The following is a 26,871-nucleotide window of genomic DNA, read 5'->3' on the forward strand; positions in this document are numbered from 1 at the left end:
GCGCGAACGTCGAAGCCGAGGTCCCACCCGAACGAGGAACCCTCACTCTCGGTCAGCTCCGCCTGTCCCTCGTTGCGGAGGGTCAGCTTCACCTCCGGCCGATCGAGCTGTTCCGTGGCGACGCCGGTCCGCGCCGTGAGGCGTATCCAGAGGTAGCGGGTGGTGCCGAAGGGCAGCGGCAGGGGCACCCAGCGGGTCACGCCCGACCCGGTCAGCTCGCCGTTGTACTGGTTGCGCAGCCCGTCGGACGCGTAGGCCGACTCGATGATGCGCCACAGCAGGTTCGGCCGCTCCTCGTCGTCGAAGAACGCGCGCAGGAGGCCGCGTTCCCGCAGCCGTTCCTTGATCCGGTCGAGGACGTCCTCCCCGCCCAGGGTCTCCGGGTAGGACATTCCCTTCAGCAGCGGGGGCGGTACGTGACTCGTCGGCGGATGCGGAACCGGCGGTGTCACTCCCGGCGCGGTCAGTCCGAGGTCGAAGATCCGGCGCTCCGGGACGAGCAGGTCCATCGCGTCCGTCACCCGCAGGTAGCGGGTTCCCATCGTCCGGCGGGACCTGCCCTTCCACCGGAAGAGCGTGACCTCGAACACCGGGTCCATGCGGTAGGTGTGCGTCTTACCGCCGTACGTGGCCCGGCTGATGTCGACCGGGCCGCGTTCTTTGCCCTTCTCCCGTTTACTCTCCCACTGCGCCCCGCCGTGGCCGGTGACCTGGACACGCGCGCCGAGAGGATGGTCCTTCTCCACCGAGGAGTCCTCGCCCCCGGTGTGGTCCGGGCCCCCCGCCAGGTCCGGCACGTCCCCGCCGAACAGGCCGTCCTCGGGGCTCAGGGAGTGCGGGGGCTTTGCCTCAGCGCCCAGCCGGAACTGCGGTCCCGCGCTGAACATCGGGCCGCCGCCCCACTTGTGTTCACCAGAGGCCTTGTGCTGGGTGGTTCCCTGCGCGTACTGCTCGATCTCCGTGCCGTCGTCGGCGTTCACATGGCGTGGCCGGTAGCCGCGCAGCCGGATGCGCAGCGCCTGCTTCATCCCGTCCGCGCCTCGCGGCAGGCCGACGAAGCGGCCCGACGTCCCGGCGAGCGCGGGGAAGAAGGCGGCGAGTTTGTCCGGCTGGGCCATCTCCTTGAGCTCGAGGGGCCAGTTGGCCTCATCGGCGAGCCAGTCGTCCGGCAGGCCGTTCGCCCTCGCGTACATCCTGGCCGCGAGGCGGGGAAGGTGCGGGATGACGAAAAAGGACGGGTACAGCCCGGACGTCCCGCCGGCCCAGAAGTCGGCCTTGGGCTCCTGCGGCCAGTACCGGATCACGGCAGCCCGGCCGGCCGCCCGGATCTGCTCCAGGGTCAGCGGCACGGCGGGCCGGTGCTCGTGCGGTACCACGACCCGCGCGGTGACATCGTTCGGCCGATCGATGAACCAGGGCTCGGCGTGACCGCCGACCGCCCGCACGGACAGCTCGTAGATGACGTTGTAGTTGTGCTCGTCGACGTTCTCGGTGGTCTCGGTACGGCGGTAGGACTTGGCGCCCCCGGAGAAGTCTTTCTTGGGGCTGTAGGCGTAGCCGCCGCGCACGCCACCGGCACCGATCGCGACCCGCAGCCAGTCGAACGCCCTGACCCGCAGGCCCGCACCGGCCGCCGCCCGCACGCCGAGCTCGGTCTTGCGGTGCCCGGCCGCCGAGGCCGCCATCAGCGCCCGGCCGTTGACGGTCATCTTGTAGACGCCGTCGCGGTTCAGCCGCTCCATCAGGTGGGCCTTGGCCCTGAGCACGTACTTCCGGCCGCCGAGCGTCACCGTGTGCTCGATCGCGGCGATCAGGGGGTTGAAATCGGACTCCAGCGCCGGCCGGCTGTACCAGGTGGCCATCTCCAGGTCGACGTTGGACCAGTCCGGCTTCTGCTTCCGCGGCCGCTCCGACAGTGAGTCGTGGTGCAGCCTGGCGAGGACCCCCCGCAACTGCTCGTGGACCAGTTCCGAGCCGGGCAGGGTGACGCCCATCCCGAAACCGATGCCCTTGCGCGCCGCGAGCGCCAGCGGCTCGAGGTGACCCGGATCGACCTTCATCGTGCGGCCCAGCCGCTTCGGCCGGACGTACGCGGGCCGCGGCGGCAGACCGGTCCGCGGCGGCTCGAGCACACCGACGTTCGGCCGCGCCGGCACCGGCGCCGCCGTGTCCTGTCCCGCGCCGTCCTGCGCCACCGTTGACGTGTGGACGCCCTCCTGCGCCAACGGCGAGGTCTCGGTCCCGTCCTGCGCCAACGGTCGGGTCTGGGTGCCGTCCTGTGCCAGCGGCGAGGTCTCGGTCCCGTCCTGCGCAGGCCGGGGACGCAGCTCCGGCGTCTGGACGGCGCCGGTCAGCCGCTCCTCGAAGTCGGCGGCGTCCCGCTGGGCGACGCTGACCTCCGACTCGACCACGGTGCTGACCCGCTCGAGGTCGTGGGTGGTCGACCGGATGTCCACGGTGAGCTCCAGCCCCGACCGGTAGCGGGACTGCGGGCCCGTGGTGTTCAGGACGGTGTGGCCGAGGGCCTGCTCGGTGGCGCCGTACCCGGTACCGCGTGAGAACCCGAAGGCGACCGCGGGGCCGTGGACGAAGCCCTTCTCGCCGTCGTCGTGGTGGCTCGGGTCGGCCAGTCCGGCGAAGCTGAGGTCGAAGCCGATGAACGCCTTGCTCTCCGCGAGCCGGCCCGGCTTGACGGACAGGCCCGCACCGGTGTCGAACCGTACGGGGGTGTCGCTGTCACCGATGTACTGGAGGCTGGCGATCCGCGCGCCGATCGAGAAGTGCCCCTTGAAGAAGCCCTTCGCCATCTTCACGCGGAGCTGCTTCGTCGGGATGCCGCTGCTCAGCAACAGCCGGCTGCGGTTGCGGACCGACGGCTCGGTGAGGTGCTCCAGAACCTCGGTCATCACCTGATGCACGGACTTGGCGGGCATCTGCGCTCCGAGGAGCCGGCGCTGCAGCGCCGTCACGGCCGGGATCGTGTCGACCGCGTTGATCACTTCGGTGGCCTGGGACGGCCGCTGCCCGGCCTGCCCACCGCCGGTCCTGGGCACCGTACGGTCGGGACGCGGGGCGTCCGTGGCCGTGAAGGACTCGGGGAAGTCGACGTCGAAGCGCGTGGGCAGCACCACGTCGTTCGGACGTTCCTCGCCGTCCACGAACACCCGGACCGCCATGCCGCTGCGGAAGCGGGTGTTCTTGGCCACGAAGAGCTTGCGGCCGGCGATGAGCTGCCGCTCCCGCTCCACCTCCCGCGCGTGGGCCGAGCCCGCGCCGATCATCGGCACACCGGGGATGAACACCGACGCCACCGCCGTGCCCAGGCTGATGAAGGTCAGCAGCATCCCGTCGAGCCCGGTGGAGACCTCGCGGGACGTCTTCCCGCCGGACGACAGCGAGGCGAACGACACCGCGAACTCCCGGACGCCGCCGCTCGGCTGCGTCCCCAGCGTCACGTCGCTCAGGACGGGCCGGAGCCAGACCAGACGGCCGTCGGCGACGGACAGGTGCCCCTTCTGGAAGAGGAGCCGCCAATCCTCGGGGTCATCGGTCCGGAGCAGGTCCCGAAGCCCCTGCTGGATCGCCGCGCTCAGCTTCGGGCCGTCGTCCGCGTGCCTGGCGGCGCTGCCGACGTGGTGCGCCCAGAACTGGACCTGGTCGGCCGACCACGGGTCGACGCCGGTGAACGTCGCCTCTCCCAACGCGTCGGTCTCGACGTACCACGGAGCCTGCTGGACGGCGCGCGACTGCTCGCCGCCGTCCTCCTGCTCGAACCCGGTCTGCTCGAACCCGGCCTGCTCGGTCCCGACCGGCTCGGAACCGTCCTGTACGGGGACGAGCGCCGTCTCGGGTGCCGTCTCCGTCTCCGGCGCTTCAGACGATGTCGACGCCGCGTCGCCCGGCTGGTGAACGATCCAGCGGTCGGCCGACACGTCCTCCGTCTCGGGAGTGAGGACCGGGCCGCCCAGCCGGACGGCGAGTTCGTCGGCGAACGACAGGCCGCCGCCGGGCCTCGACGTCGCCGTTCCGTGCACCGGGAGCAGCAGCGGATCACCCGGCTCATAGGCCGTGTTCTTGCCGACCCAGCGTGCGATCCCCTCGGGGGTCCTCGGGCCGCCTTCGAAGAACAACGTGAAGGCGCCATGGTCGTAGGATCCACGGACGATCAGCGTCTCCCGCGATTCGACCGGAGCGATCTCCTCCATCACCAGGTCGCCGCCCTCGTCATCGGCCCAGCGGACGCGCTTCGCGCTCGGCCCGGCGTCCAACCGACCTGGTGCCATGAAAACCCGGTTCCCGCCGAGAGCCGTGTCTCCGGTCTCCGCCGTGGACGTGTGCGCGCCGGACGACGTTCCGGAAGGCGGCGCCCCGGCGGCTTGCGAGGGCGGCCGGTGCTCCGTCTGGGCTCCGGTGTACGGGTCGACCACGATGACCCGGCGGTCGACGTGTGCGGCGAGCCGGTCGGCGAAGGAGGACGCGCCGGCCGCAGTGGACGTCCCGGCACCGCGCGCCATCAGCATCACGTGATCAGACTCCGTGCCGGCGAAGTTCCGGGCGATCCAGCGCGCCGTCTGCCGCGGATCGCGGGCGTACCCGGCGAACGACACGGTTCCGGTGCCGGGATCGAATTCTCCGGTCACGATCGGGGTGGCCACGGCACCCGGAAGCCAAGGTCGCTTCCCCCCGGACTCCCCCATGAACTCCCGGAGGGATTGGTAACTCCGCTCCTCCGCGTAGGTCTGCAAGATGGGATTGGCCTTGTTCATGCCTCCACCCGGCCCGTAGAGCCGCTCCAGGAGTTCGACCATCTCCGTCGACTCGTGGGCACGCACCCACTTGGGCCCGTTGTTGCGCGGCAGGAGGGTCTCGGCTCCGATCCCCCCGTTCGTCCCCAGCCAGGCGTTCGTGAGCTGGGCGAAGTACTCCTTCTCATGGGTCGCCGAGTAGTTCAGACTGCCCGGTATTTTGGGATTGGCGAATGGCCCGTCCGGCCATTGAACCTTGGCCCCGGCCTTCTTCTTGGCCGCGAAGTCCCGGGTGATGAGCCGCCTGTCCTTGTCACCGAGCGTCTTGTGGACGACGTGGGCGAGTTCGTGGATGACGACGGAGTAGTGCATGGGGTAGACCGAGGTGAACGCGCTGATCTCACCGAGGATGTTCTCCTCCGGCATCGTGACGAGACCATCGACCTCCATGCCGCGATGATCCTCGAGAGGCTTGCCCTTGAGACGAGTCCCGGCGTACTCACGGAAACCATCCAAGGACGTTACCGGCTCGTTTCGCGGGATTATCACCGCCCTTCCGTTCTGCTCCGTGAGCACTTTCTCCGCCACTTTCGAATTGTGGCGGAGCACCCGGGTGATGATGTCGTGCAGCGCCTGCCGCGCCATCGCGGGCCGCTCGACGCCCGGCGGCACCGCGATCATCAATTGCGCCACCACGGACGCGAAATGCTCCGGCTCATCCCGGGGCAACGAGCGGCGCAGTTCCTTGACGAACTCCGTATTCCGGGCCCACCAGCCTCGTATCTCCGCAGGCAGCCCCGCCACCATCCCGAATCGGTCGGCCGGCGGCAGTGCCGCCAGCCCCTTGGCCGCCTGCACAGGCTCCGTCTCCGGGGCGAGCGCCGAGGCCATGTTCCGGACTCTGCCCTTCAGGCGTTTCCAACCCCGCGAGAGCGAAGACGCCGAGGATCCGGAGGCGGCGGCTTCGGCACGCGGCGCACCGGCCGACGAGGTCGGTGTAGGCGCGGGGGCCAGGTTGGCGCCGTCCAGCGAGGGAGCGTCGGTCATCTCGACGTCGCGCGGAGGAGCCTCCGTCATCTCGACGTCACCGCCGGCATCGGGCCGCACGGCCGCCGGGTAGGGGGCGGAGCTCCGGTCGGTCGATCGGGCGAGGCCCGCGGCCGGACGCGCGGTGGTCGTCCGCCGTACGTCCGCCTGAGGCAGCCCGTAGGAGTCGATGGCTCGTTTGAGGTACTTGGCGAGGGGACCGGTGACGGAGGTATCGCCGCTTCCCGCCTCCGCACCCCCGGGAAGCCGCTCCTCGCCGATCCCTATGGTGCGGCCGTACAAGTCGGCGCGTACCTGCTCGTACGGCCCGTCTCCCTTCTTTCTTCCGGCGAACGCCCTGAATTGGGGCAGAGAAGTGAGCCGCTCATTCTCCCCGATGACCACCACGCTCACGCCCGCGACCGCCATCCGCTCCGCCACACCGGGCTTGGCGAGCATCCGGGCGATGACCTGATGTGCGTTCCGCCGGGCGGTCGCGGCCTCCGCAACGCTTGGGGAGACCGTCAGCATCAGGTGCGCCGCCGCCGACACGAACTCCTCGGGGGCCGACGACAGGGCGGCACGCAGGGCACGGACGAAGTGGGGATCGCGCGCCATGACCTCGCGATCCGCCGGGGACATGGACCGGAGCCACGCGGACCGGTCGGCCGATGAGAACGCCGCCACCTCGTTCGCGCGCTCGACGAGCTTCCTCTGCGGCCGGGTGAGCCCATAGGCGTGGACGGCATCGCCCAAATGCCGGGCGAGGGCCTGAGGGCCACGGCCTCCCGTGGTCGCGGCGCCGAGAAGAAGCTCCTCGCCGATCCCGATGGTGCGGATCTGCCGGTGTACGCGCGCCTCGTCGTACCTGACCGGCGCCTTCCCAGCTCGGGCTCTCTGCTGTCTTCCGGCGAGCGTGCTGAAGGCGTCCACGGACGTGAGCCGCATGTCTCGCGGGATGATCACCACGCTGACGCCGTCGCTGATCATCTTTTCGGCGAGCTCCGGGTGGTAGAGCATCCCGGTGATGACCCTGTGGGCCGCGCGCCGGGCCTCCGCCGGTGACTCGACCCCGGGCGGCGTCTCGATCATGAGCTGCGCCACCGCCGACGTGAACTGCTCCGGGGGCAGGTTGCCGCGAAGGGAGGCCAGGAACTGCGGATTGCGCGCCAGGCCGCCCCGCTCCTCCTCCGACATCGACTCCAGCCGCGCGAACCGGTCGGCCGGCGACAGCGCCTTCAGCCGCTGGGCGTTCCGCAAGGCCTCTGCCGCCCGGTCCAGCAGAGCCCGATTCTCCGCCGCGTTCCTCGCGAGGCTCGCAGCCGACCGCACGTTCGGCAGGGGTCGGCCCGAGCGCGGGGATTCCAGGCTGCCGCCCCCCTCGTCGGCCCAGCGGACGCTCTTGCCCGCGTTGAAGTAGCGCTCCTCCGGGAACTCCGACGCCGGCACGTCCCAGGTCAGCGTCTCCTGCGCCGGGAAGTCGGCCAGGCGGCCATCGGGACGGGCGACCCGCCAGACGCTCGGCCGGCCGTCGGCCCGCGGCGCCAGGTGCATCGCCGACCGGGTGACCGCCACCTGGGTGAGGAACCGATGCGAGACCATGCCGGTCTCCCACACCGGCGGTCCCACGACGTCCTCCCCCTCCCGCACGACAGGGCAGGCGAGGATCACGACGTCCGAGTACCCCTGGTCCGCGATGGACCGCGCCGCCGCCCCGACCAGACCCGGATCGAGGTTCCGGCCGTGCCCCGTGATGAAGGCGGTCGACTGCGGGTCCCGGTACGGCGGGGTGAACCGCGCACCTTCCAGGCGCCCCTCCGACCGGCGCCACAGCACCGCGGGCATCTCCCGCAACCGGCCGTAGTCCGGCGCACGGAGCGCCCATTCGGCCGGAGGGAACGCGTGCAGCCCCACAAACCGCCGAAGCCCCTGAGGATCGAGGGAGCCGAAGGTCCGCCACGGCCCGGATCCGTCGGCCGGCAGCGGCACGGACCGAACGGGCGGCGACCACCCGCCCGGCCGGTAGGAATCGCGGGTCGCCGGTATCGGCTGAACGCGCCCGACCGCGAGCGGCTCGCCGAAGACCCGGTCGAGGAGCCAGGCCATGAGGGGTTCACGCATCCGCAGGACTTCCGGAGCGTTGAAGTAGTCCCGTACGAGCTTGGCGAAGAAGTCGACGATCTGGGCGCTCACCCTGCGGTCGGAGATACCGGAGCCACTCAGGTCATCGAAGATCGCCGGCCTGTCGTATCCGGCGCCGCGGCGCACCGCCGCGCCCGTGGCAGAACCTCCCGCGCGGGAGGTCTGTTCCTGCCGGGCCAGCTGACGTCGCCGGTCCTCGGCCGAAAGGCCGGGGATTCCCCCGGTCCTCGTATCTCCCGCCCCGAGACGACGACCACTGCCCTGGAAGGCCGTCGTCCCTCCGTTCCGCTGGGCGGCGTCCGCCTCGGCGGCCCGGCGTGCGACCTCCTCGCGCTGCTCCTGGGTCAGTCCCTTGCCGAGGATGAGAACCGAGAGGTACCTCAAGATCAGCAGATGGCCGTCCGGACCACCGGGGACGCCGTCTATCAGCGGCTCCTCGCCGAGCAGGTCCTCCTCGGAGACGGCGATGTGCCCGGACGGGTAGTCGTACGCACCGCGGGCCTGGTCGGCGCGGTTGGGGAGGGGCAGGGCGGTCAACCCCCCGCCCGGCCGTTGCACCCAGATGTGCGTGTCGGACGCGTGCTCGCGCCAGTGGGGCAGGGAGGTCAGCCGCTCACCCCGCGGGATGATCCACACCCGCGCGCCGGAGGCGGACGCCAGCACCCGCAGGGCCACTTCCGGATTCATCAGCATCTGCGCCAGGAAGTACTGCAACCGCTGCCGCGCCGCCTCCGGCTGCTCGACCCTCGAAGGCACCTCGATCAGCAACTGCGCCGCGGTCGCCGCGAAGTCCCTCGCCGTCAGTTCCCGGCCCACGGCCAGCGCGAGCGTGCCGACGAACGCCCGGTCGGTCGCCAGCGCGGCCCGCTGGGGGGCCGGCATGGACTGCAGGGCCCACGCCCGCTCCTGCGCCGACATCGTCACCAGGTGCTGTGCCAGAGGCGACGAGGGCGGCCGGCCTCCCATCACTCGCGCGACGGTCTCGGGCGGCAGGGCCTCGGTGACGATCTCCCGCTCGAAGCCGGCCTGCCGGAGGCCGTCCTGCGCGAAGACCTCCTGGCCCCGAGGCTCCTGCCGCAACGCGTCCTGCCGTTGCAGGCCCGGTACCGGTCCTCCCTGCCGTGCCCCCCGCCTCCTGGAGGACCTGGGCTGCACGTCGCGGGCCGCCTCCGATTCTGAAGGCGGCGGCGCGAGTGCGTGGTCCGGACGGTGCCCGTTCCCGCGACCGACCTCGGTGGGATCGCCGGACGAGGCCGCCTCATTCGGTGCCACGGTGTGGAGCGCCGGGGAGGATTCGGCGGCAGCGGTGTCGCCGGCCGGAACGTGGGCCGGGCTCGACGGTGCGGTGGACGACCGGCCGGCGTGCTCCCAGAACTCCCGGTATTCGCGTGTCACCTCGTCCGCCGGCGACGTCGCGTCGACCGGCGGTGCGCCGTTCAGGGAGTCCGGAGCATCGAAGGTCCAGTCCAGGAGCGGGAGTATCGGTTCCTCGTGCCGGCGCACGTAGTCCAGGCCGGTGTTGCGCGGCAGACCCGTGGCAGGGTCCGCTCCGGGTTCCAACCCCAGGTAGGCGCCGACCAGCCGGCCGAAGTACGCGCGCTGGTCCCGGTCGGCGGCATCGGCGCGGAGGTAGTTGGCCATCCCGGAGTAACCGTGGGGCCATTCGACGGTTGGCCCCGACGTTTGCGCGAAGCGCTTCTCGCCATGCCATTCGACGACGTCCCACCACTGCTTGCTGGTCAACGCCGTGACCTTGATGAGGCTCGCGAGATGGGACGTGGCCCGGGAGTATTCGCCGCCGAGGATGTCCTCCGCGGCCACGGCGGTCATCCCGGGAACGAGGTCGAACTCACCGTCCGAGGCACCGCGAACGACGTCCCCATCACCGCGTCCCGCGCGATCGCGCCAGGGCGGCAGGGAGGTCAGCGGCCTGCCCTGCGGGATCACCCAGACCCGCGCCTCGCTCAGCAGGGCCTTCTCGGCCACCAGCGGGTTGACGAACACCCGGGTCAGGAGTGCCCGCAACCGCCCGCGCACCAGGTCCGGCCGATCGACGCCCTCGGGCATCTCGATCATCAACTCCGCCGCGACCGCCGCGAACTCCCAGGGCCGGAGCGCCGCCCGCAGGGTGCCCACGAACCGCCGGTCCTTCGCCAGCGCGGCGCGCTCGTCGCCCGGCAGGGACTGCAACGTCCACGCCCGTTCCGCCGGCGACAGTCCCACCAGACGCTTCGCCGGAAGCGACGAGGAATCCGGCCACCCGCTCACCAGCGACCAGAAGGCGGGGAGACGATCATTCTCTTCCCGCGTCTTTTCGACCGGGTTGGCCTCCATCGGATCGTCCCGGCCCCCGAGGAGCCGTTTCAGGATGGGAAGCAGGGGCTTCTCGTACGTCTCGACCCACTTCATCCCGTTGTTACGCGGAAGGCCGGTCCGTACGTCGACTCCCTTGTTCACCCCCAGGGCCACGGCCCCGAGCTGCGCGAAGTATTCGAACTCGTCCTGGGCCGAGTAGTTCTTGATCTCAGGTCGTTGTGGGTGCGTGTACGGACCGTCCGGCCACTGGACCGGAACCCGACCAGGACCCTTCGCCCTCAGGAACCTCTCCGAAAGGTTCTTCCTCCGCTGGAACCTCTCCCAGATGAGACGCTGCTCGTCCTCGGGAAGGTGCTCGTGCAGCCAGTGGAAGATCTCATGGGCGCCGGTGGAATAGCCGTCCGGATCGGTACCTCCGATGAGGGATTCCTCCCCGAGGAGATTCTCCTCGGGGATCGCGGTCATTCCCGAACCGTGCTGGTGGGCGCCCCGGAGCCGGTCCCAGGGCTCGCGTCCGGGGATGGGTTGACCGGCCCGCCTGCGCCAGGGGGGCAAGGACGTCAACCGCTCGCCCCTCGGGATCACCCATGCGCTCCCAGGGCCGAGCAGCAGCCCTTCGGCCATGTCCGGATCCGCGAGCAACCGCGTCAGGAGCGCCGCGAGTGCACCGTGGGCCGCGAACGGCCGTTCCACCTCTCGCGGCATCGTGATCAGCAACCGCGCGGCGACCGACGCGAATTCCTCCGGATCCGTGAAGCCCTCCCGTAGCTTCGCCACGAAGTCCACGTTCCTGAGCTCGATACGGTCGTCGTCCGGCATGATCCGCAGCTCCGCCGCCCGCTCATCCGCGGACATCCGCACCAGACGCGCGACCAGGCCGGCATGGTCCAGAGCGGCGGGATCCCATAGCCGCTTGAGGCCCTGATAGGTCTCGCTCTCCTCAGGGGCCTCCTCGAACAGGTCGAGTGTCGCCCGAGCGGGGTCCTTTCCGAACAGCCACTTCATGAGGCCGTAGAGCGGCCGTTCGTGAGCCCTCACATAGTGCGGTCCGTCGTTGGTGGGGAGGAGCGTGTTGGCGTCCAGCCCGGCGTTGGCGCTCATGTGCGCGGTCACGAGCCCGACGAAGTACTGCCGGACATCCACGGCAGTACGGTTCACGTCATCCCGCTTCCGGGGATCGGGGTGCTCCGGACTGCGGTAGCGCCCGTTGGGCCATTGGACGGCCTCCCCGAGGTATTCCTTCTCGGTGAACCAGCCCTCGACCGCGTCCCGCTGCTTCCCGGTCAGCGCGGAGTCGTACATCAGCTCGGCGATCTGATTGACGATCACCGAGAGGCCGTCCGGATCGAGGACTATCTCCTCGCCTACGACCATCACCGGGTCATCGTGGACCTCGATGTGGGTCCGGGCCGTGTCCCAGTCACCGATGCCGGCGAGATGGCGCCACGGCTCCAGAGAGGTGAGCGGCTCATCCCTCGGGATCACCCACACGCGCGGGCCGGCGAGCAGCAGACGTTCGGCCACGACCGGTTTCACGAGCATCCGCGCGAAGATGCCCTGCAGATCCTGACGCGTCGCCGCCGGCCGCCTGACGCCCGCCGGCACCTCCAGCAACAGGTGCGGTGCCAGGTCCAGGAACTCCCGCACCGGCAGTTCACGACGCATCCCGGTCACGAAGGCCCGGCTCACGAGGCGACCCGTGGGGCTCCGGTCGAACATGAGCCGTTCACGATCGCGGGCGGGCAGGGACTCCCACTCCGACACCCGGTCGTCAGGCGACATCGCCGCCAGGCGCGTCACCATGTCCCAGGGGACGATCGGCGCGGCGCTCGCGGTACCCGGGGCGTGTCCCGGACCCGCCGGCTGGGTCCCGGGGGCCATCGACGACCGCTCCTCGGCCTCCGGCGAAGCCGATGCGTCGGTCATCCGCGTGTCGCCGTGGGGATCCGCCGTTGTCGCGGCGTCCGCGAGGTCCGAAAGGTCGCCGCCCCGTACGGCGTCGGTGCCGGCGGGTGGGATGTTCCGCTCTGCGACCTTGGCGAGGATGCCGGTGGCCCACTCGTTCGCGTCCTCCCGGTCGGCTCCGGTGGTCGCCATCGTCAGCAGCGAGACGATCCTGTGCATCAGGACGGAGGCGGCCGCCCCGTCCGGAAGGATCTGCGTGAACCTCTCGGTGTTCCCGAAGAGAAACGCCTTGATCTCGGCGTAGGTCAGCCGTCCGGCGAGGAGATCCTCGTTGTAGACGCGATCGCTGAGCCGTTTGAGCGCGTCACCGGCTTCGCCGGTCCGCTCAGGCGCACGCTTCAGGGCGAGAAGGAGGGGGTCGATCGTCGCCTTGAACAGGTCCCATGGATGAACATCCTGCGACTGGCTCGCCGGCGCGCCGACCATTCGCAGAAGGACGTCGGCCCCGTTCTCGCGCGACGGGCCGGCCGGAGGGGAATCGTGGGGCGGAGCGGCCGATTCCCTGGGCTGTCCAGGATTGAGCGCTTCGACGGCCGACGCCGCCCGGTCGAACTGTGGAACAACGTCCGTGGCCGGGTCGGCCAGGTCGCGGGCGAGCCGTTCGGTCTCGGCGGCGCGGATCCGCGCGTAGTGCTCGGCTATCGTGGCCGGCGATTCGAACATCGCCGCGAGCTTCCGGTACAGCTCCTCGTACTTGGCCGAATAAACGAAGCGTCCGCCATCACGGACCAGTTCACCTCCGTCGGTGACCGTTCCGTCCGCCCACACGAACTCCTTGGCGAAGTTCCGGTTCGGTGCGTACCGCAGCGTGGTTTCCTTCTTCCGTTGATACGACGCCGTCGGCGTGTACGAAGAAAAGTCCGCCTGGTAATACTGGTGGGTCTCCACGAAAAAGCGCTGCGCGTCCGCACCGAATCCGCCTTGCTCCAATGTCGTCAAATCAGCCGGCGGACGGCGGCCGAGGCTGTTGAGAGCCTGCTCGACCGCCTCCCGATCCAGCTCCCACGCCGTACGCCCCGGCGCCTGCTCCACCGCCGGCACGGCATCCCGCGCAACCCTCAGGCGATAAGCCCACTCCACGATGTAACCGAACGCGGTATCCGCATCATGCCGACCACGCAGATAAAGCCCGATCGGATCCGAATCCACCAACGCCCGGGCCGCAAGGAAATCGCGATAGCTCGACCACAACGTGGGATAACGCCGCATCATCGCAATCGCGAGCAGATGCTCGGGCTCACGATCGTGGCTGTCGGCGTCCTTCCCGAACGCCGCCTTCGACGCCTCCTTCTCGATGTCATGGAACAGAATCGCCTTCGCGACCGCGTCGACGGACACGAACCGCGCCTCACCCGCCAGAACAAGGAACTGCCCCAACACCAACTGAGCATGGTCGTAGAACGTGAACTGCTCCGACGGCGCACAGATCGCGTCGAACTTCGACGTCAGCTCCGGCAGCTCGGCCAGCAACCCATCCACCATGCGGCGGGCCACCACCTGCACGGTGCCACCGGACTCCAGCAGCCCGCTCAGCCGCCAGCCCACCTCACGGTGCCACTCCTCACGCTCGGCCCGCGTGTCACGCCATTCCGCGAAGGAATTCGGGAACGGCGGCTGCGCCGCGACATTCTCCGGGTCGACCGTCCGCAGATCCGCGTCGACCTTCAACCGCTCATAGTCGGCCGCCATCAACGCACCGATCGCCGCCTGCGTGGCGACCGCCGGGACCTTCTCCATGAACGCCTCGACCTGCTCAGCGGTCACGGGCGGCACCACGATCGAGTCGGCGGCCGCGGCGGCGAGGCCGCCGGCCCGATTCGCGATCTGGTCGGCCATCTGCACACGGAACTGCTTGGATACGTGCGCCAGATAAGGGCTGCCCGACAGGGCGCGCCGGGTCGCCCCCACCATGCCCGGGACCAGCTCGTTCGTCACCGCGGCACGGATCACTTCCGGCGCGGCGCCGACGAAATCGCGTTCCTGGAGACTCTTCGCGCTGACCTTCTCGATGCCCGGCAGCAGGTGCTCGATGGAGTCACGCAGCAGGGCCAGGTCGATGGGTGTGCCCCGAAGCCTGTTGATGACAGCGGTAAGGGCCTGCCGCAGCGCCACGTCATCCACGATCGGCTTGCCGGCATTCGCCACGAGGCCGCCCAGCCATCCGTCCCTGGCGGTGGAGAACCACCCGGCGGGCGGATCCTGTGCGATCCCGGTGAGCTGGCGGACGATGGCCGCCCCACCTTCGGCGCGGATCACGTTCGCGAGATCATGTCTCACCCCGCCGGATAGCCAATGGACCAGCCGCTCATCCTGCTCGACCGCTCCGGCGAACACCTCCGTGACGTGGGTCAGGACGGCGGTCCTGAAGTCTTTGGTTTCTCCACTCGGACTCGTCCACGTGTCGTTCAGGATGGCGAGAAGGGCTTCCGGAGAGCGGACGACACCGTACTCCTCCTTCATCCGCCGGACGAAAGCCCTGAGCGTCACCGCAACGGTGCTCGGGAGGATATTAGTCGCCAAGCGGCTCTTGACCGCAGCGATATCGATGGGCGGTGGATTCGTAATTGCGGCGATATGATCCCGAGCCGCGACTTTGATCTCACCGACGGCATGTTCGATGACGGACCCTACGCTGGCGGCAGGTGGGCCCACTTTATTGAGGAAGGCGTTCAGGCGCCGGAGGCGCGCGGCGAAGCTCCTATCAGGTGGCCTGTAGCCGGGTCCCTTACCAGGCCACCCGCCGATATCGTTATCGAGCAGCGCGCTCGGCGTGCGCTGAGCTGCCGGCAGCCGAGACTGCCGGTATGTCACATGACACTCACGCAACTCGTAAGCGCGATTATGGAGCAGGCTCGCATCGAGCTGGAAATTCGGCGTCCATTTATTATTTTCCGTGTCCCAAGACCATTGGAACCAGGGATCGTAATCCCTGCCGAGGACGTCGGACTGGAAGCCGTCGATGCCCAGCCTTTCGAACAGCTCCGAGACAGGCCGCACCTCGCCGGCGAGAGCCTTGAGTTTCACGTCGGACGTAGAGCTCACATAGCTGCGCAGCGAACCTGGCCTGGCGAGGGTGGCAAGGGCCTCTAGATGCGGCCCTCGCACCCCGAACTGGTTCATATCGCCCCGGACGTCAACGTTCGAGGATGACGACGGCAGCACATTCGCCACGGCCTCCGTTGCCGCGGTCGAGGTCAGCTCCAAGAACGCGTCCAACGGCACGAGGAACGAACGCAGGGCCGGCCGCCACGCCGGATCAGTGTGCTGGTACTTCAGCAACCACTGCACGGCGCGCAACGGCCGACCCACACCTGCCCAGAAAATATCGATCTTCCCCGCCGAAACCGTGATGGCACCGGTGCGGGCGTCCTGGTGGACATCCTTGAAGGCAGATGTTCCCCTTCCCGGCCGGCCCGGCAGAGGGGTGATCGCCAGGGGGTCGGCGACCGCCGAGTACACGCGCACGTAGTGTGCGCCGTCGACCAGCTCGACCTCGAAGTCACCGCGGTGGATCGTCATACCTTTGCTGGCGCCCGGATCCCCGAGCGTGTCGGGCAGACGGCTGGGGCCGGGATAGGACAGCCCGGGCAGGCCGATCACCGCTGATTCCGACGGATTCGCTGGACCGGCGGCTCCACGTCGGGCCCGTGATCTCGCGGTCGACGGCCCTGGATCGCCAGCGTTATCGCCCCGGACCGCCTCCTTGCCCTTACCGGGCGCCCCGCCCCGCGCGCGTGCCATCTCCCCTCGCTCGAGAACCTCCTCCAGCGTCTCCGCACCACGCTGCATCGCGGACATGTAGATCTGCGCGATCCGCAGACCCGCCGACCCCAGAGTCCGCTTCTCCGAAGACGGCACCTTCTCCGCCAACAACCGCGGCAACCACCCGAACAGCCGCTCCGCCTCACCCGCCGCCAACGGCCAGCCCTGTTCGTTCAGCCCACCCCGCACCTCGGCGAACAGATCCGCCTGAGCCTTACCGGACAATGCATGAGCCGCCTCGGCGTCATCCGTGACGGGGACCTCGGATTCACGTGTGGGTTCGGCGGGCGGCTCGAGACCGTTCTCGGGCCGACCGGTCTCGCCCGCGAGGGCTGAGCGGATCAGCTCGGCCGTGTCGGAGGGCACGACGGATCCGTCCGGCACGCCAGGCCGGCTCGACACCGTTTCCGCCGGACTCGCGACCGCCTCACGGCCGGCCGCGCCGTAGCGAACGTAGCCGGTTCCGCCCGGCCGGCCGACGTCCGGTCCCGCGTCGCCCGCCCTCGTCCTCGGAAGCGCCCGGAACCACGCGGCCCCCGGCAGGACCAGCATCTCGCCGTCGTCATGCATCGCGCCGCCGGGCGGCCCGAAGACCTCGACGCCCGACAGGTCCGCCAAGCGCCCGGACGGCAGCTCGACGTCCTCGCCGTACTCGCTGCCGCTGGCCGGAATGTAGACGGGCTCCCCCACCTCGGTGGCCAGGTCCGAACCCCAGGCGACCAGCGACGCGGGAGTGTCCTCGAAAGGATGAACGATCATCAGCGGCATCCCCGGCGACCAGCCCAGGTGACGCAGCATCGCGATGAACTCCGCGACCTTGGGTCGCTGGCTCCCCCCGGGACCGAAAACGTGCGGTACGTACGGCCGACGGCCGAACGCGACCATCCCCACGAAGGCCTGACCACCGGGAACCATCCCGCGCAGCCGGTCCGCCAGCGCCATCTCCCCGCGGTCGGCCATGTCGTCGGTCGCGCGGAAGAGCGCCGCCCCCGGTGACCGCGTCACGAACACCCCGCCCAGGGACGCCAGCCCCTTCAGACCTGGCACCGAAGCCGGATCCACGACACCGGCCGAAGCACCGCGCCCACCGAACCACGAGGTCACCGCGTACCGCGCCATGGCCTGTTCGCGGAGATCGGGCCGCCAAAAGATGGTGTCGAGCATGCTGCGCATGCCTGCGGTCAGCTCTGCCGCGTCCGGCTCGAAGACCGTGACTGATCCCGGTCCATCCGCGGCACGGTGGACCCGCTGCGGCACGGCGGCGTAGGAGTCGGTTTCCTGCGAGGCAGGTGGTCGCCAGGTCGGATCCTCGGCCAGCCGCAGTGCCGCGTGCACGAACCCCAGCGCCAAGTTCACATTCTGCTGGTGCTCGCCCTCGAACACGCTTCCGTCCGGCTGCCGGAACTCCACATGATCCGTGCCCTTGCCCTGGACACGCCTGAAACTCAACGCGTCCTTGCTGTTCGACTGATCGGGGGCGGCCCACATATGAACGTACTCGGCGTCCGGGGGGAACGGCTTTGAATGCTTCAGACCCCGGTGGGCGTCGACACGCGGGTTCATCGCGAGCCGGAACAGCTCGGCCTGATGACCGGCGTACAACGCCCGCAGCGCCGCGTAGACCCTGGGGTTCGTGCCGAACCGGCCCGTGCCCACGTGGACATGGGCACTCGTCCGCTGCGTGGTCCGACCACCGTGCTCGCGGACGATCCTCAGGGCGGTCTGTAGGTCCTCCCACCACTGCCGGCTGTCCTCCATGATCGGAGAGATCAGCTCGGCGTCCACAGTGGGATCCCTCTCCAGGCGCCACCAGTCCCGGGATTTGGCGTAGCCCTCCTCCACCACCGCGCGGTATTCGGCTATCTCGGTCTGACGGGTCAGCCCGGCCGCTCTGAGATCGGCGATGATCACCGCATACACGGCCTCCTTCTCCGACTGCGGGAGGCCCTCGGGAAGGTCGAACTCGATCTCGATCCCGAACGTGAGACCGCCCCGCGCCGGGTCGGCCAGGCCCCCGGTGGCGTCCTCCAGCAGGTACGGCACCGGCGCCTCGCCGTGCGCCACCCGCTCGGTGGTCCGCCGTACGACCTGCTCGAGCATCTCGGGTGTCGTCGCGGGCGCCTCGCCCATCGCCGACCACCAGGCCCGCGCGTGCTCCCGCACCACCGACGCCGGGATCTCGACCGATGAGATGCCGTCCGTCCCGGGGACCGGAGTCCCGTCCGGCAGCAGGTGCCGAACCGCCTCGTACAGCGTCGGATCCGCCTCCACCACGGACGACTCGGCGTTCGTCACGTCGCCCGAGTCCAGGGGCGCGGTCTGCTGCTGGTCGCGGGGACCGAGGTCGGAATCGCCCGGGCGGTACCGCCCGGAGCTCGGCTCCCCGAGCAGGGTCGTCCGCTCCTCCGGGGACATCAGCGCCCAGTGCTCGGCCTCGGCGATCTCGTCGGGCTCCGGCAGCCGCAGGTCGACCTCGCTCGCGGGCCGGGTGTCCCCCTGTTCCTCCACGTGGGGGGACGGGGGCGTCTCGTCGAGGTCGGTGGGGATCGACGTCTCCGTCACGATGGCCGGCCGCTCCTCGGCCATGGCCTCGGTGCGGCCGGTCCCGAACGCGTCGGTCGTCATCGCCTCGTCGCCGGACCAGGACGAGGACAGGTCGCGCGGTACCCACAGCAGGCGCCACCCGTCGAAGAAGTCCTCGCGGAACGACTCGGCGGTCCGGTCCCGCCAGGCCGTGTCGTTCAGGTCGTGGCCCTCGCCGATCGCCTGGAACGACCGGCCCGCGCCGCTGAGCGCGGCCGGGGCGGTGGCCTCGAAGTCGAGGTGGGCGGGCAGCTCGGACGTCAGCCGCTCCACCTGCGGGTCCCACTCCGGCGCGAGGCGCGTCAGGTCCTCCGGCCGCTCGAGGGTCCCGCCGAAGACCCCGTCGTAGGTCGTCATCATCCGCTCGGTCAGGCCCGTGCCCACCCGGTCGAGGCCGTCCTCGGGCAGGGACTGCCCGGGATGGTCCTGCCGCCAGTTCGCGTACGCCCCGGCGACGGCCTGCCGGGCCTTCGCGGCCACGCCCTGCCGCGCCGTCTCACGCGCGATCAACGCGCGCATCCGGTCGTCGCCGATGGTCTCGCCGTACCAGGATCGCCACTGTTCGAGCCGTTCCGCCGGCGTTCCGCTCTGCTCGCCGGTGAACAGCTCACCGAACCGGTCGTTCACCGACCGGGCGACGGACTGCTGCAGGGAGCGCCGCACGCCGCCGGGCGGTTCGCCGCCGAACTGGACGCCGAACCGCTCCCGGAACTCCTCGATCCCCTCCGGCGGCGCGGTCCGCCACGCCTTGATCGCGGTGTCCACGTCGCCGAGGGTGCGGGTCAGCGCGCCCTCACGCGCGGTCTGCAGCGCCAGCCTGGATGGCAGCGACTCGGTCACCGTGTCGAACCTCGTCCGCCACCGCTGCTCCATCTCGGCGGTGATCTCGGTTCCGGGCGGGAAGGTCTCGGCATACGCGGTGTCGAGCTCGCGCCACGCGTCGCTCAGGACCTGGTTCCGGCCGGGCCCCGACGGCATGGTGTTCTCGGCGCCGAACGCGGTCAGCAGCTCCTGGTCGAACTCGGACAGATGGTCCTTGAAGGAGTCGACGGTGACGGAGAGGAGCTTGCTGAGCCGCTCATGTTCGGACGCGTGGAGGGCCCGCCGGTCGAAGGCGCTCCACAGGTCGTCGCCGGTGAGCTCCCGCAGGCGTTCGTCGGCCTGGCGCTGGATCTCCGGGACGAGCTCCGGCAGGCGGGCGCGGACGTTCGAGACGCCATCGAAGAGCTCGGATACGACGCTCTGCCACCTCTGCCGGAACTCCCCGAGCTGTCCCTCGCGTACGGACGAGGCGACGGTCTCGGTGACCACGGCCGTGAGCGAGGAGTCCGGCGAGCCGCCCAGGCGCCGGCTCCGGCCCGCGAACCACCTCTCGAAGCTCTGCTCGTACCTCCCCAGCCCGTACTGCACAGCGACCCGCTGGGCGGCCTCCAGGTCCAGCTCGTTCCGTAGACCGTCGAGGTTCTCCGGCCGCGGCCCGTCACCGAGGGAGGTCCGGCGGTCGAACGTCTCCCCCGCCCGGTCCCGGATCTCGTCCAGGTACTCGCCCTGAGCCTCCCCGACGTTGTCCGCGAGCCACGACTCAAAGATCTTCTGCCGGGCGTGGACGTCCTCGTACTTCGTGAACAGCCCGGTCTGCATGGCCTGCGAGGCGTGGGTGCGCCAGTCGCCGGGCCGCGCGTGGGACGGCGCTTCGACGAACTGCCACCCGTGCCGCCGTGCCTCGGCCTCGGCGGTGGCGTTGAGGTGGTCGTCGACGTAGGAGTCGCGCACGTCGTCGACCTGGCCGCGCAGAACGTCGAGGTGGCTCCGGACCCAGACGGCCATGCCCCAGGACCTCAGCGTCACCTGGCCGTCGCTCTGCGCGGCCAGGAACTCGGTGAACTCCCGCTGCGCAGGGTCGCGGCGCTCGGCGACGTCGTACAGCGCGTCGAGGAGCCGCCGGTAGTCGGACTCCAGCCGGACCTGCGCCCGTTCGTCGAAAGTCCGGCCGGCCGTGAACTCGCCGAACCGCTTGGCGATCTCGGCCTGTTCGTTCCGGTACCAGGACGCCACCTCCGGCGTCCATTCCAGGCTCGGCGGGCGGCCGGTGGGGGCCTCGCGCGGGCCTTCCGGCACCGCCTCGTGCTGCGGGACGTCGCCGCGGTCCTGGTCGCCGGCGCCCTGCTGCTCCTGCGTCGCCGGCGCCGACTCCCCGGTGGGCGGCGCGGACTCGGTCGCCTGGTTCGCGCGCTGCTGCTGCCGCCACGCGAGCGCCGCGCTGTCGTACCTCGCCCGGAAGTCCTTCACCAGCCCGGTCCGTACGTCCCCCGTCGGGGCGGGGCCGTCGGTCGTCGCCTGGACGAACTCGTCCCGCAGCGCGGTGGCCTGGGGGCTGTGGTGGAAGGCCGGGTCCATGCTGCGCATTGTCGGCCGTGAGAAGACGACCTCCCGAGCGAACGCGTCGCGTGCGTTGGCGACCGCCCGCGCCTCGTCGAGCCGCCGGGTGAGCTCGGCCTCCAGCCCGCTGCGGCTCTCCGGTTCCGTGGTCGTCCACTGCTGGACGAACCACTCACGCGCGCTCTCGACCTGCTCGAGCACCCCGAACATGAAGCCGCGGTCCGGCTGTTCGTCGAGCACCGCGTCGAACGCCAGATGCGCCTGGTCGCGCTGCTCGACCTCGGCGCGCAGGCGGGCCAGCCCTTCGGTCGCCCGGGCCTCGGCCACCACCGGCCTCGCCGGGCGCGGTGCCGCCGGCGTCTCCCGGACCTCGGGCGGTGCCTCGAGGAGCTCCGGCGACGTCTCCTGGAGCAGCAGCTGAGCCTGCTCGAGGTGCTCGACGGGCGCGTTCGCCTCGTCCGTGACGTCCTCGGCGTACGCCCGCCGGTCCACCGGCCCTTCCGAGACGGCGGGCACGAGCTCCGGGCGGGCCGGCGGCACCGGCTCGGTCGCCGGTTCGGGCACGAGCCCGGCACGCCGTTCCCACTCCGCGAGCGGGGTACGGGTCAGCTCCAGCTGCCGGAAATCCAGAGTCCACTCGGGGTTCCGGTGCCAGTCCCGGTACACCTGTTCCCTGGCGTCGACCTGCTCGCGGAGGGCCGCGAGGCCCTCGCGCGCCTCGGCCAGCACCGCGGCGCGCGTCTCCTCGGTCGCGGCCGCCTCCATCTCGGCGCGGAGACGTGTCCTGAGCGACTCCGCGCCGGTCCGGTAGTCGGCGAGCGCGTGCGGGGACCGCAGGTCCGGGCGTTCCTCCTGGAAGGTCCGATCCAGGGCCTCCCGCGCCTCGGAACGGGCGATCAGGTCCCGGTAGATGGTCATCAGCCGCTCGCGCGCCCGGGCGCTCTCCACCGCCGCCTGCTCGCGCAGCCGGGCCAGCCTGGGCGCGTCGGCCTCCTTCTGGAACTGCTCCCAGCTCTCCCGGTGGGCGCTGCCGAAGGCGTCGCCGCCGGACCGCTCCAGCTCCAGCCACTTCGCCACGTCTCGGTCGCGCGGCCCCATGACCTCGTGCTGGAGCTTCGCCCAGTCGGCCCGGGCGTCGTTGGAGACCGCCTCGAACGTCGCCTCGGTCATCGTGTACCGTCGCCGCGCCCGGCCGGTGAGCTCGCTCACCGCGGCGGTCAGCTCGTTGAACCGGCGGCCCGCCTCGCCGAGCTTCTGCTCGACGGTCGCCTCGAACCGCAGCCGATCGTTCAGCGAGGCGCGGTAGGGCAGGAAGTGGCCCCGGTAGAAAGCCTCCTCGCGGCTTGTGAGTTCGTCGCCGGACCAGAGACCCTCCTCGGGGCGGCCGACCACGGACCGGTACGCATCGGTCAGGGTCGCGTGGGCGTCCGCGCGGACCCGCTCGACGTGCTGTTCCGGCCTGCCGGTGCCGTCGAGCGCCTGGTCCACCCGGCGCAGCATCGCCGACAGGCCCGCCTGCTCGTCGAGCCGCGCGGGCAGTTGCTCGGCCAGGCGCTCGTACGCCGCGGTCAGCTCCTGAACGTGGTTCTCCCAGTCGCGGGCGGTCAGCTCCTCGGGCGGGCGGCCGCCGAGGAGCCGGGTGCTCTCGGCCCGCAGGTCGGCGCGGAAGCCCTCGATCACCGCCTCGTAGTCGACGCCGTCGCGCTCCGCGCGAGGGCGCTCGGACATCTCCCGCCAGTACATCTCGTGGTCGCCGACCTCCTCTTGGGCGCGGTCGACCAGGGCGGCCTCGGTCATCCGGGCGCGGAGACGGGCCGTCCAGCGTTCGTCGAGGTCCCGCAGCGCCGGCCCGAACTCCGCCGCCTGCCGTTCGAAGTCGGCGTACTCGACCGTGCGCGTCTCCCGGCCGTCCGGGAGGGTCCGCGTACGGGCCTCGAACTCCGCGCCGTACTGCGTCCGCAGGTCCCGCGCCTGGTCGGAGGCGGTGTCCAGACCCGCTGCCTCCGCGGTGCGCCGGAAGTGGAGGTCGGCCTCGTGTTCGAGCTCCAGCCGGGTGGGCAGGCCCCGCAACAGCTCGACGGCGCGCGCGTTGGCCTCCGTGTGGAACAGGTCCCAGACCCCGGGGCCGCTTTCGCGAGGCCGGCCGACGTAGTCGGCGAGGGCCTCCGTGGTCACGCGGCGCGTGCTCCCCCTGACCTCGCGCCTCGCGAGCAGGCGGTCCATCTGCGCACGCTCGATCCGGAGTCGTCGCGCCGCCTCTTTGACGGTCAGGCGCTGCGTCGGCCCGTCGCCGCGGACGTGCTCGGCGAGGGCGTCCACGGGTACGCGGCGCGTGGCCCCGGTCGTCACCGACCTGACCTTGCCGCCGTCGAGCAGGCTCTCCATCTCCGCAGGGCCGACCCGAAGGCGTAGCGCCGCCTCCCGTACGGTGAGGAACTGCGCCGGCCCCTCGTCCACCCGCTCGCCGTTGATGCCGAGCCGCTCGGCGATGCGGCGCACGTCGGCCTCGGTCTCGGCGAGGAACCGCGCCCGCAGCCGCGCCTCCTCGGCCGGCGAGTACCGCGCGTCCGTCGCGACCGCGTCGAACTCCTCCTCCGCGCTCATGCGCACCGAGGAGACCGCGGCCTCCAGCTCGAGCTGATCGTGCAGCCCCTCGACCAGGTCATCGAACCGCTGCTGGAACTGCTCCCGGGTCAGCTCGCCCTTCACGTAGCGGTCGAACTCCGGCTTCCAGCGCGCGTCGAACCGGTCCCGGACCTCGAACGTCCACGGCCGCGTCCTGTCGGCGTCGAGGCGCGCCTGCTCGCGGATCAGCCGGTCGGTCACCGCGGGGATGTTCAGTCCGTGGTCGCTGCCGTACAGCCGGGACTCCAGCACGTCGGCCAGGTGCTCCTCAAAGGGCCGGACCTCTTCCCCCTGGTCCTGGGCCCGGTGGTGCTCGGCACGGGCCGTGCGGTATCCCTCGGCGACCGCCTCCACGAGGTCGTCCGGCACGCCCGCCTTCCGCGCCCAGCCCTCCGGCTCCGAAGCCTGGTCCCGTCGCAGCAGCAGCTCGGCCACCTCGTGCGGTGACCCGGAGTATTCGTGAGTCTCGAAGACCGTCTCGAGCTTGGCGGTGAGCCGCTGCTGCAGCGTCGCGGGCCGGTCGACCAGCGCCTGTCCCCCGAGCACTCTCCGAGGCGGGTTCGCCCGCTCTTTCTCGTCCTCGGCGAGAGCGGCGCGATAGGCCTCGGTGACGGGCCGGGTGAGGTCGTCGGGGAACCTCGCCTCGCGGAGGCGGATTCCCGGGTCGGCGTTCGCCCCCCGGTCTGGCACGCCGTGCGTGTTCGACTCGTGGTACGCGGCGATGGTCGCGTCGACCTGGTCGTCGGCCGCCCGCTGCTGCCGGTACCGGCGGTCCTCCTCCTGGAGCCGCCCGAAGCGCCGGCCGTTCTCCTCCACGGGCCGCCCGGTGGAGCGTGGGTCATCGTCCTCGGGCCGCCCGGCGTACCGCTCCCTCCACTCCGCCTCGCCCGCGTGCAGCCGTTCCGTCGCCGCCGGATCGGCGGGGTCGAACCCGAAGTTCGGCGTGACGTCCTCGCGCCCGAGGGCCTCCAGGTCCACCAGGACGTCATCCGGCCGATGGCCCGCGGGCGGCGGGTCGTCCGACATGAGGTGTTCGCGCCCGGGCGCCGGGGGCGGGTCCTGCGCGGCTCCGTCGTGCCGCGCCGACTCCGCCGACGTGGACTCCGTCCGTACGGGCGACGGGGGCGCCTCGGTGGCGGAGGTGTTCGCCTCGCGCGGCGTCGTGAGCGATTCTCCCTCGTCGGGAACGTCCTCCACGGTCGCGCGCCGGTCCACCCGCCCCTGCGGTGCCGGCTCCGGGGTGTCGCGCACGGGACCCCGGCCGGTGGCCGGGGGCGGGTTCTGCGACCGCTCGCCGGGCTCCGCAGCCTTGGGCGTGGAGCCGGTCTCGGTGGGTACGGGCGTGGGCGGCGTCTCCGATTCGGGCCGCGGACCGGTGCCCGTGGACGTGCCCGGACCTCTGCCGGGCTGCGGCCCGGCCGCCCGCTCACCGGACGCGGGCGAGCTTCCGGACTCCGTCCGGACCGGCACGGCGGGCGGCTTCGTAAGCGGCTCGGCGGACGGCTCCGTCTGCGCCCCGGAATCACCCGTACGCGTCGTCGTCTCGTTCGGCCGTACGGTCTCGGGCGCCGCGCCGACGCCGCCGGGGGGCGCGTTCCGTACGGATGTGGGCGGCTCGGTGGTGCGGGGGTCCGGTTCCGATCGCGGTGGCGTCCCGGGCGGTGTCGTCGACGTGGTCTGCGGCCGGGACGGCGGCACCTCGTTATGCGAGGGCACCGGCACGTCGGGTTCCGGCGTCGTGAGGTTCCGCGAGGCGAGCGGTTCGGCGGGCGACGTCAGGTCCGAGCGGGGCGCGAGGCTCTCCACCGGGGGCACGGGATCCGGGCGGGATTCAAGGTTCTCCGGCAGCGGGGTGAGCCGTGGGGAACGTGCCGGGTTCGGCGCGGGGGGCTCCGGCCGTACCGGCTGAGTGGTGATCGGCGTGTGCTCGGACACCGAGGCCGGGACGGGCGGCGGGAGCGACGCGCGGTTCTCGCCGATCGGGAGGGGGCTCTCGGAGAGCGCCGGATCGACGGACTGCGGGAGGTTACGGCTCGGCGACGGGGGCGGGACCTCGCCGAAGGGCTCCGGGCCGTGGGAACCGTTAAAGGTCAGCGGGTCTTCCAGGCCGGTCCGCAGGATCGGGTCGTTCTCCCCGACCGTACCGATCCGCTCGGGAGGCTCGACGGTCGTCGGACGTGACGGCGGCGAGGGACGCGTGCTCTGCGGCGGCGGCACCTCCAGGGAGGACTCCGGCACGGGCGTCGGCCGTCCGCCGCCCGGACCGCCGGGGCCGAATTCATTGCCGGGTTCGGGCTCGGGGGGAGGGTCGCCGAGGCGCTCCTCCGCGATCAGCTCGGAGATACCGCCGCCGATCTTCTGCGTGCGGTAGCCGCCGACGCCCAGATGGACGCCCCGGGTGATCGCGCCGAACGCGGCGCCGCCGATGCCGCCGCCGACGATCATCATCGGGTCGAAGTGCCAGTAGCCCTCCACGAGCCCGGGCGCCAGCGTCCCGGCGATGCCCGAGCCCACCCCCATCTTCACGAAGTCGCCGCCGATGTTCTTCAGCTCGGTGACGATGTTGGTGTCGAGGTACTTCTTGAAATTGTCGCCAACGAGCCCGTCGAACCACTTGCCCAGGCCACTGAGCCCGGCGCCGGTGCCGCGGATTCCGAGATCCGCGAGGGCGCCACCGACCGCGCCCTCGACCACCCAGGTCCCGTTGATCGGCTGGTTCGGGTCGCCGTATCCGAGCGCGGTGGAGATCAGGCTCGCCGCCATCATGATCAGCGCGCCGATGGACGCCTGGATCGCGGTCGGCACGATGAACTCGATGAGTCCCGCCAGCCGCTGCAGGATCATCGTCAGGCTCAGGCGCGCGGTGTTGTACGCGACCGCCTCTTCGCCCAGGGTGGCCCCGCCGGTGAAGAAGGCCATCGCCGACATGATCGCGAGCTGGATCTGCATCGCGATCAGCGTCGAGACGATCTGGATCTGCGCCTGGCCGAGGCTCCGCGCCCAGCTGCCGAACTGCGCCGCCGCGGCCAGGGCGCCGTCCCTGATCTCGTCGATGTGGCTGCCGTAGCCGTTCGAGCCCATGAGCTCCCGGAGCATCGCCTTGTACTGGGCGATGACCTCGTCGGGCAGCGCGCCGTCGACCTTGGCCAGCGTGTCCTCGATGAGCTGCGTCAGGCCCTCCAGCTCGGCCGCCAGGTCTTCCGGGGCTTGGGCGAGGCCGAAGATCTGCCCGGGATTGGCCTCGGGCGGTGCCATCCCCATCAGGAACTCGAACAGCCGGCGATCGTCCTCGTTGAAGACGAATCCGCCCCACGGCTCATCGGACACG

1 protein-coding gene (running past one end of the window) is annotated in these 26,871 nt (G+C 71.0%); it reads right to left on the reverse strand.

The window, feature by feature from the left end; genetic code table 11:
• Positions 1–26,870 carry the 5' portion of a WXG100-like domain-containing protein gene (locus NE236_RS26210; RefSeq protein ID WP_252844803.1) on the reverse strand. It extends 23,500 nt beyond the left edge of the window, so 26,870 of the gene's 50,370 nt are visible here — the first part of the coding sequence; the start codon lies at positions 26,868–26,870; its stop codon lies beyond the left edge, outside the window.
• Position 26,871: the final 1 nt, after the last annotated feature.

Origin of the sequence: Actinoallomurus purpureus (assembly GCF_024055795.1) — a bacterium.
GTDB lineage: Bacteria > Actinomycetota > Actinomycetes > Streptosporangiales > Streptosporangiaceae > Actinoallomurus > Actinoallomurus purpureus.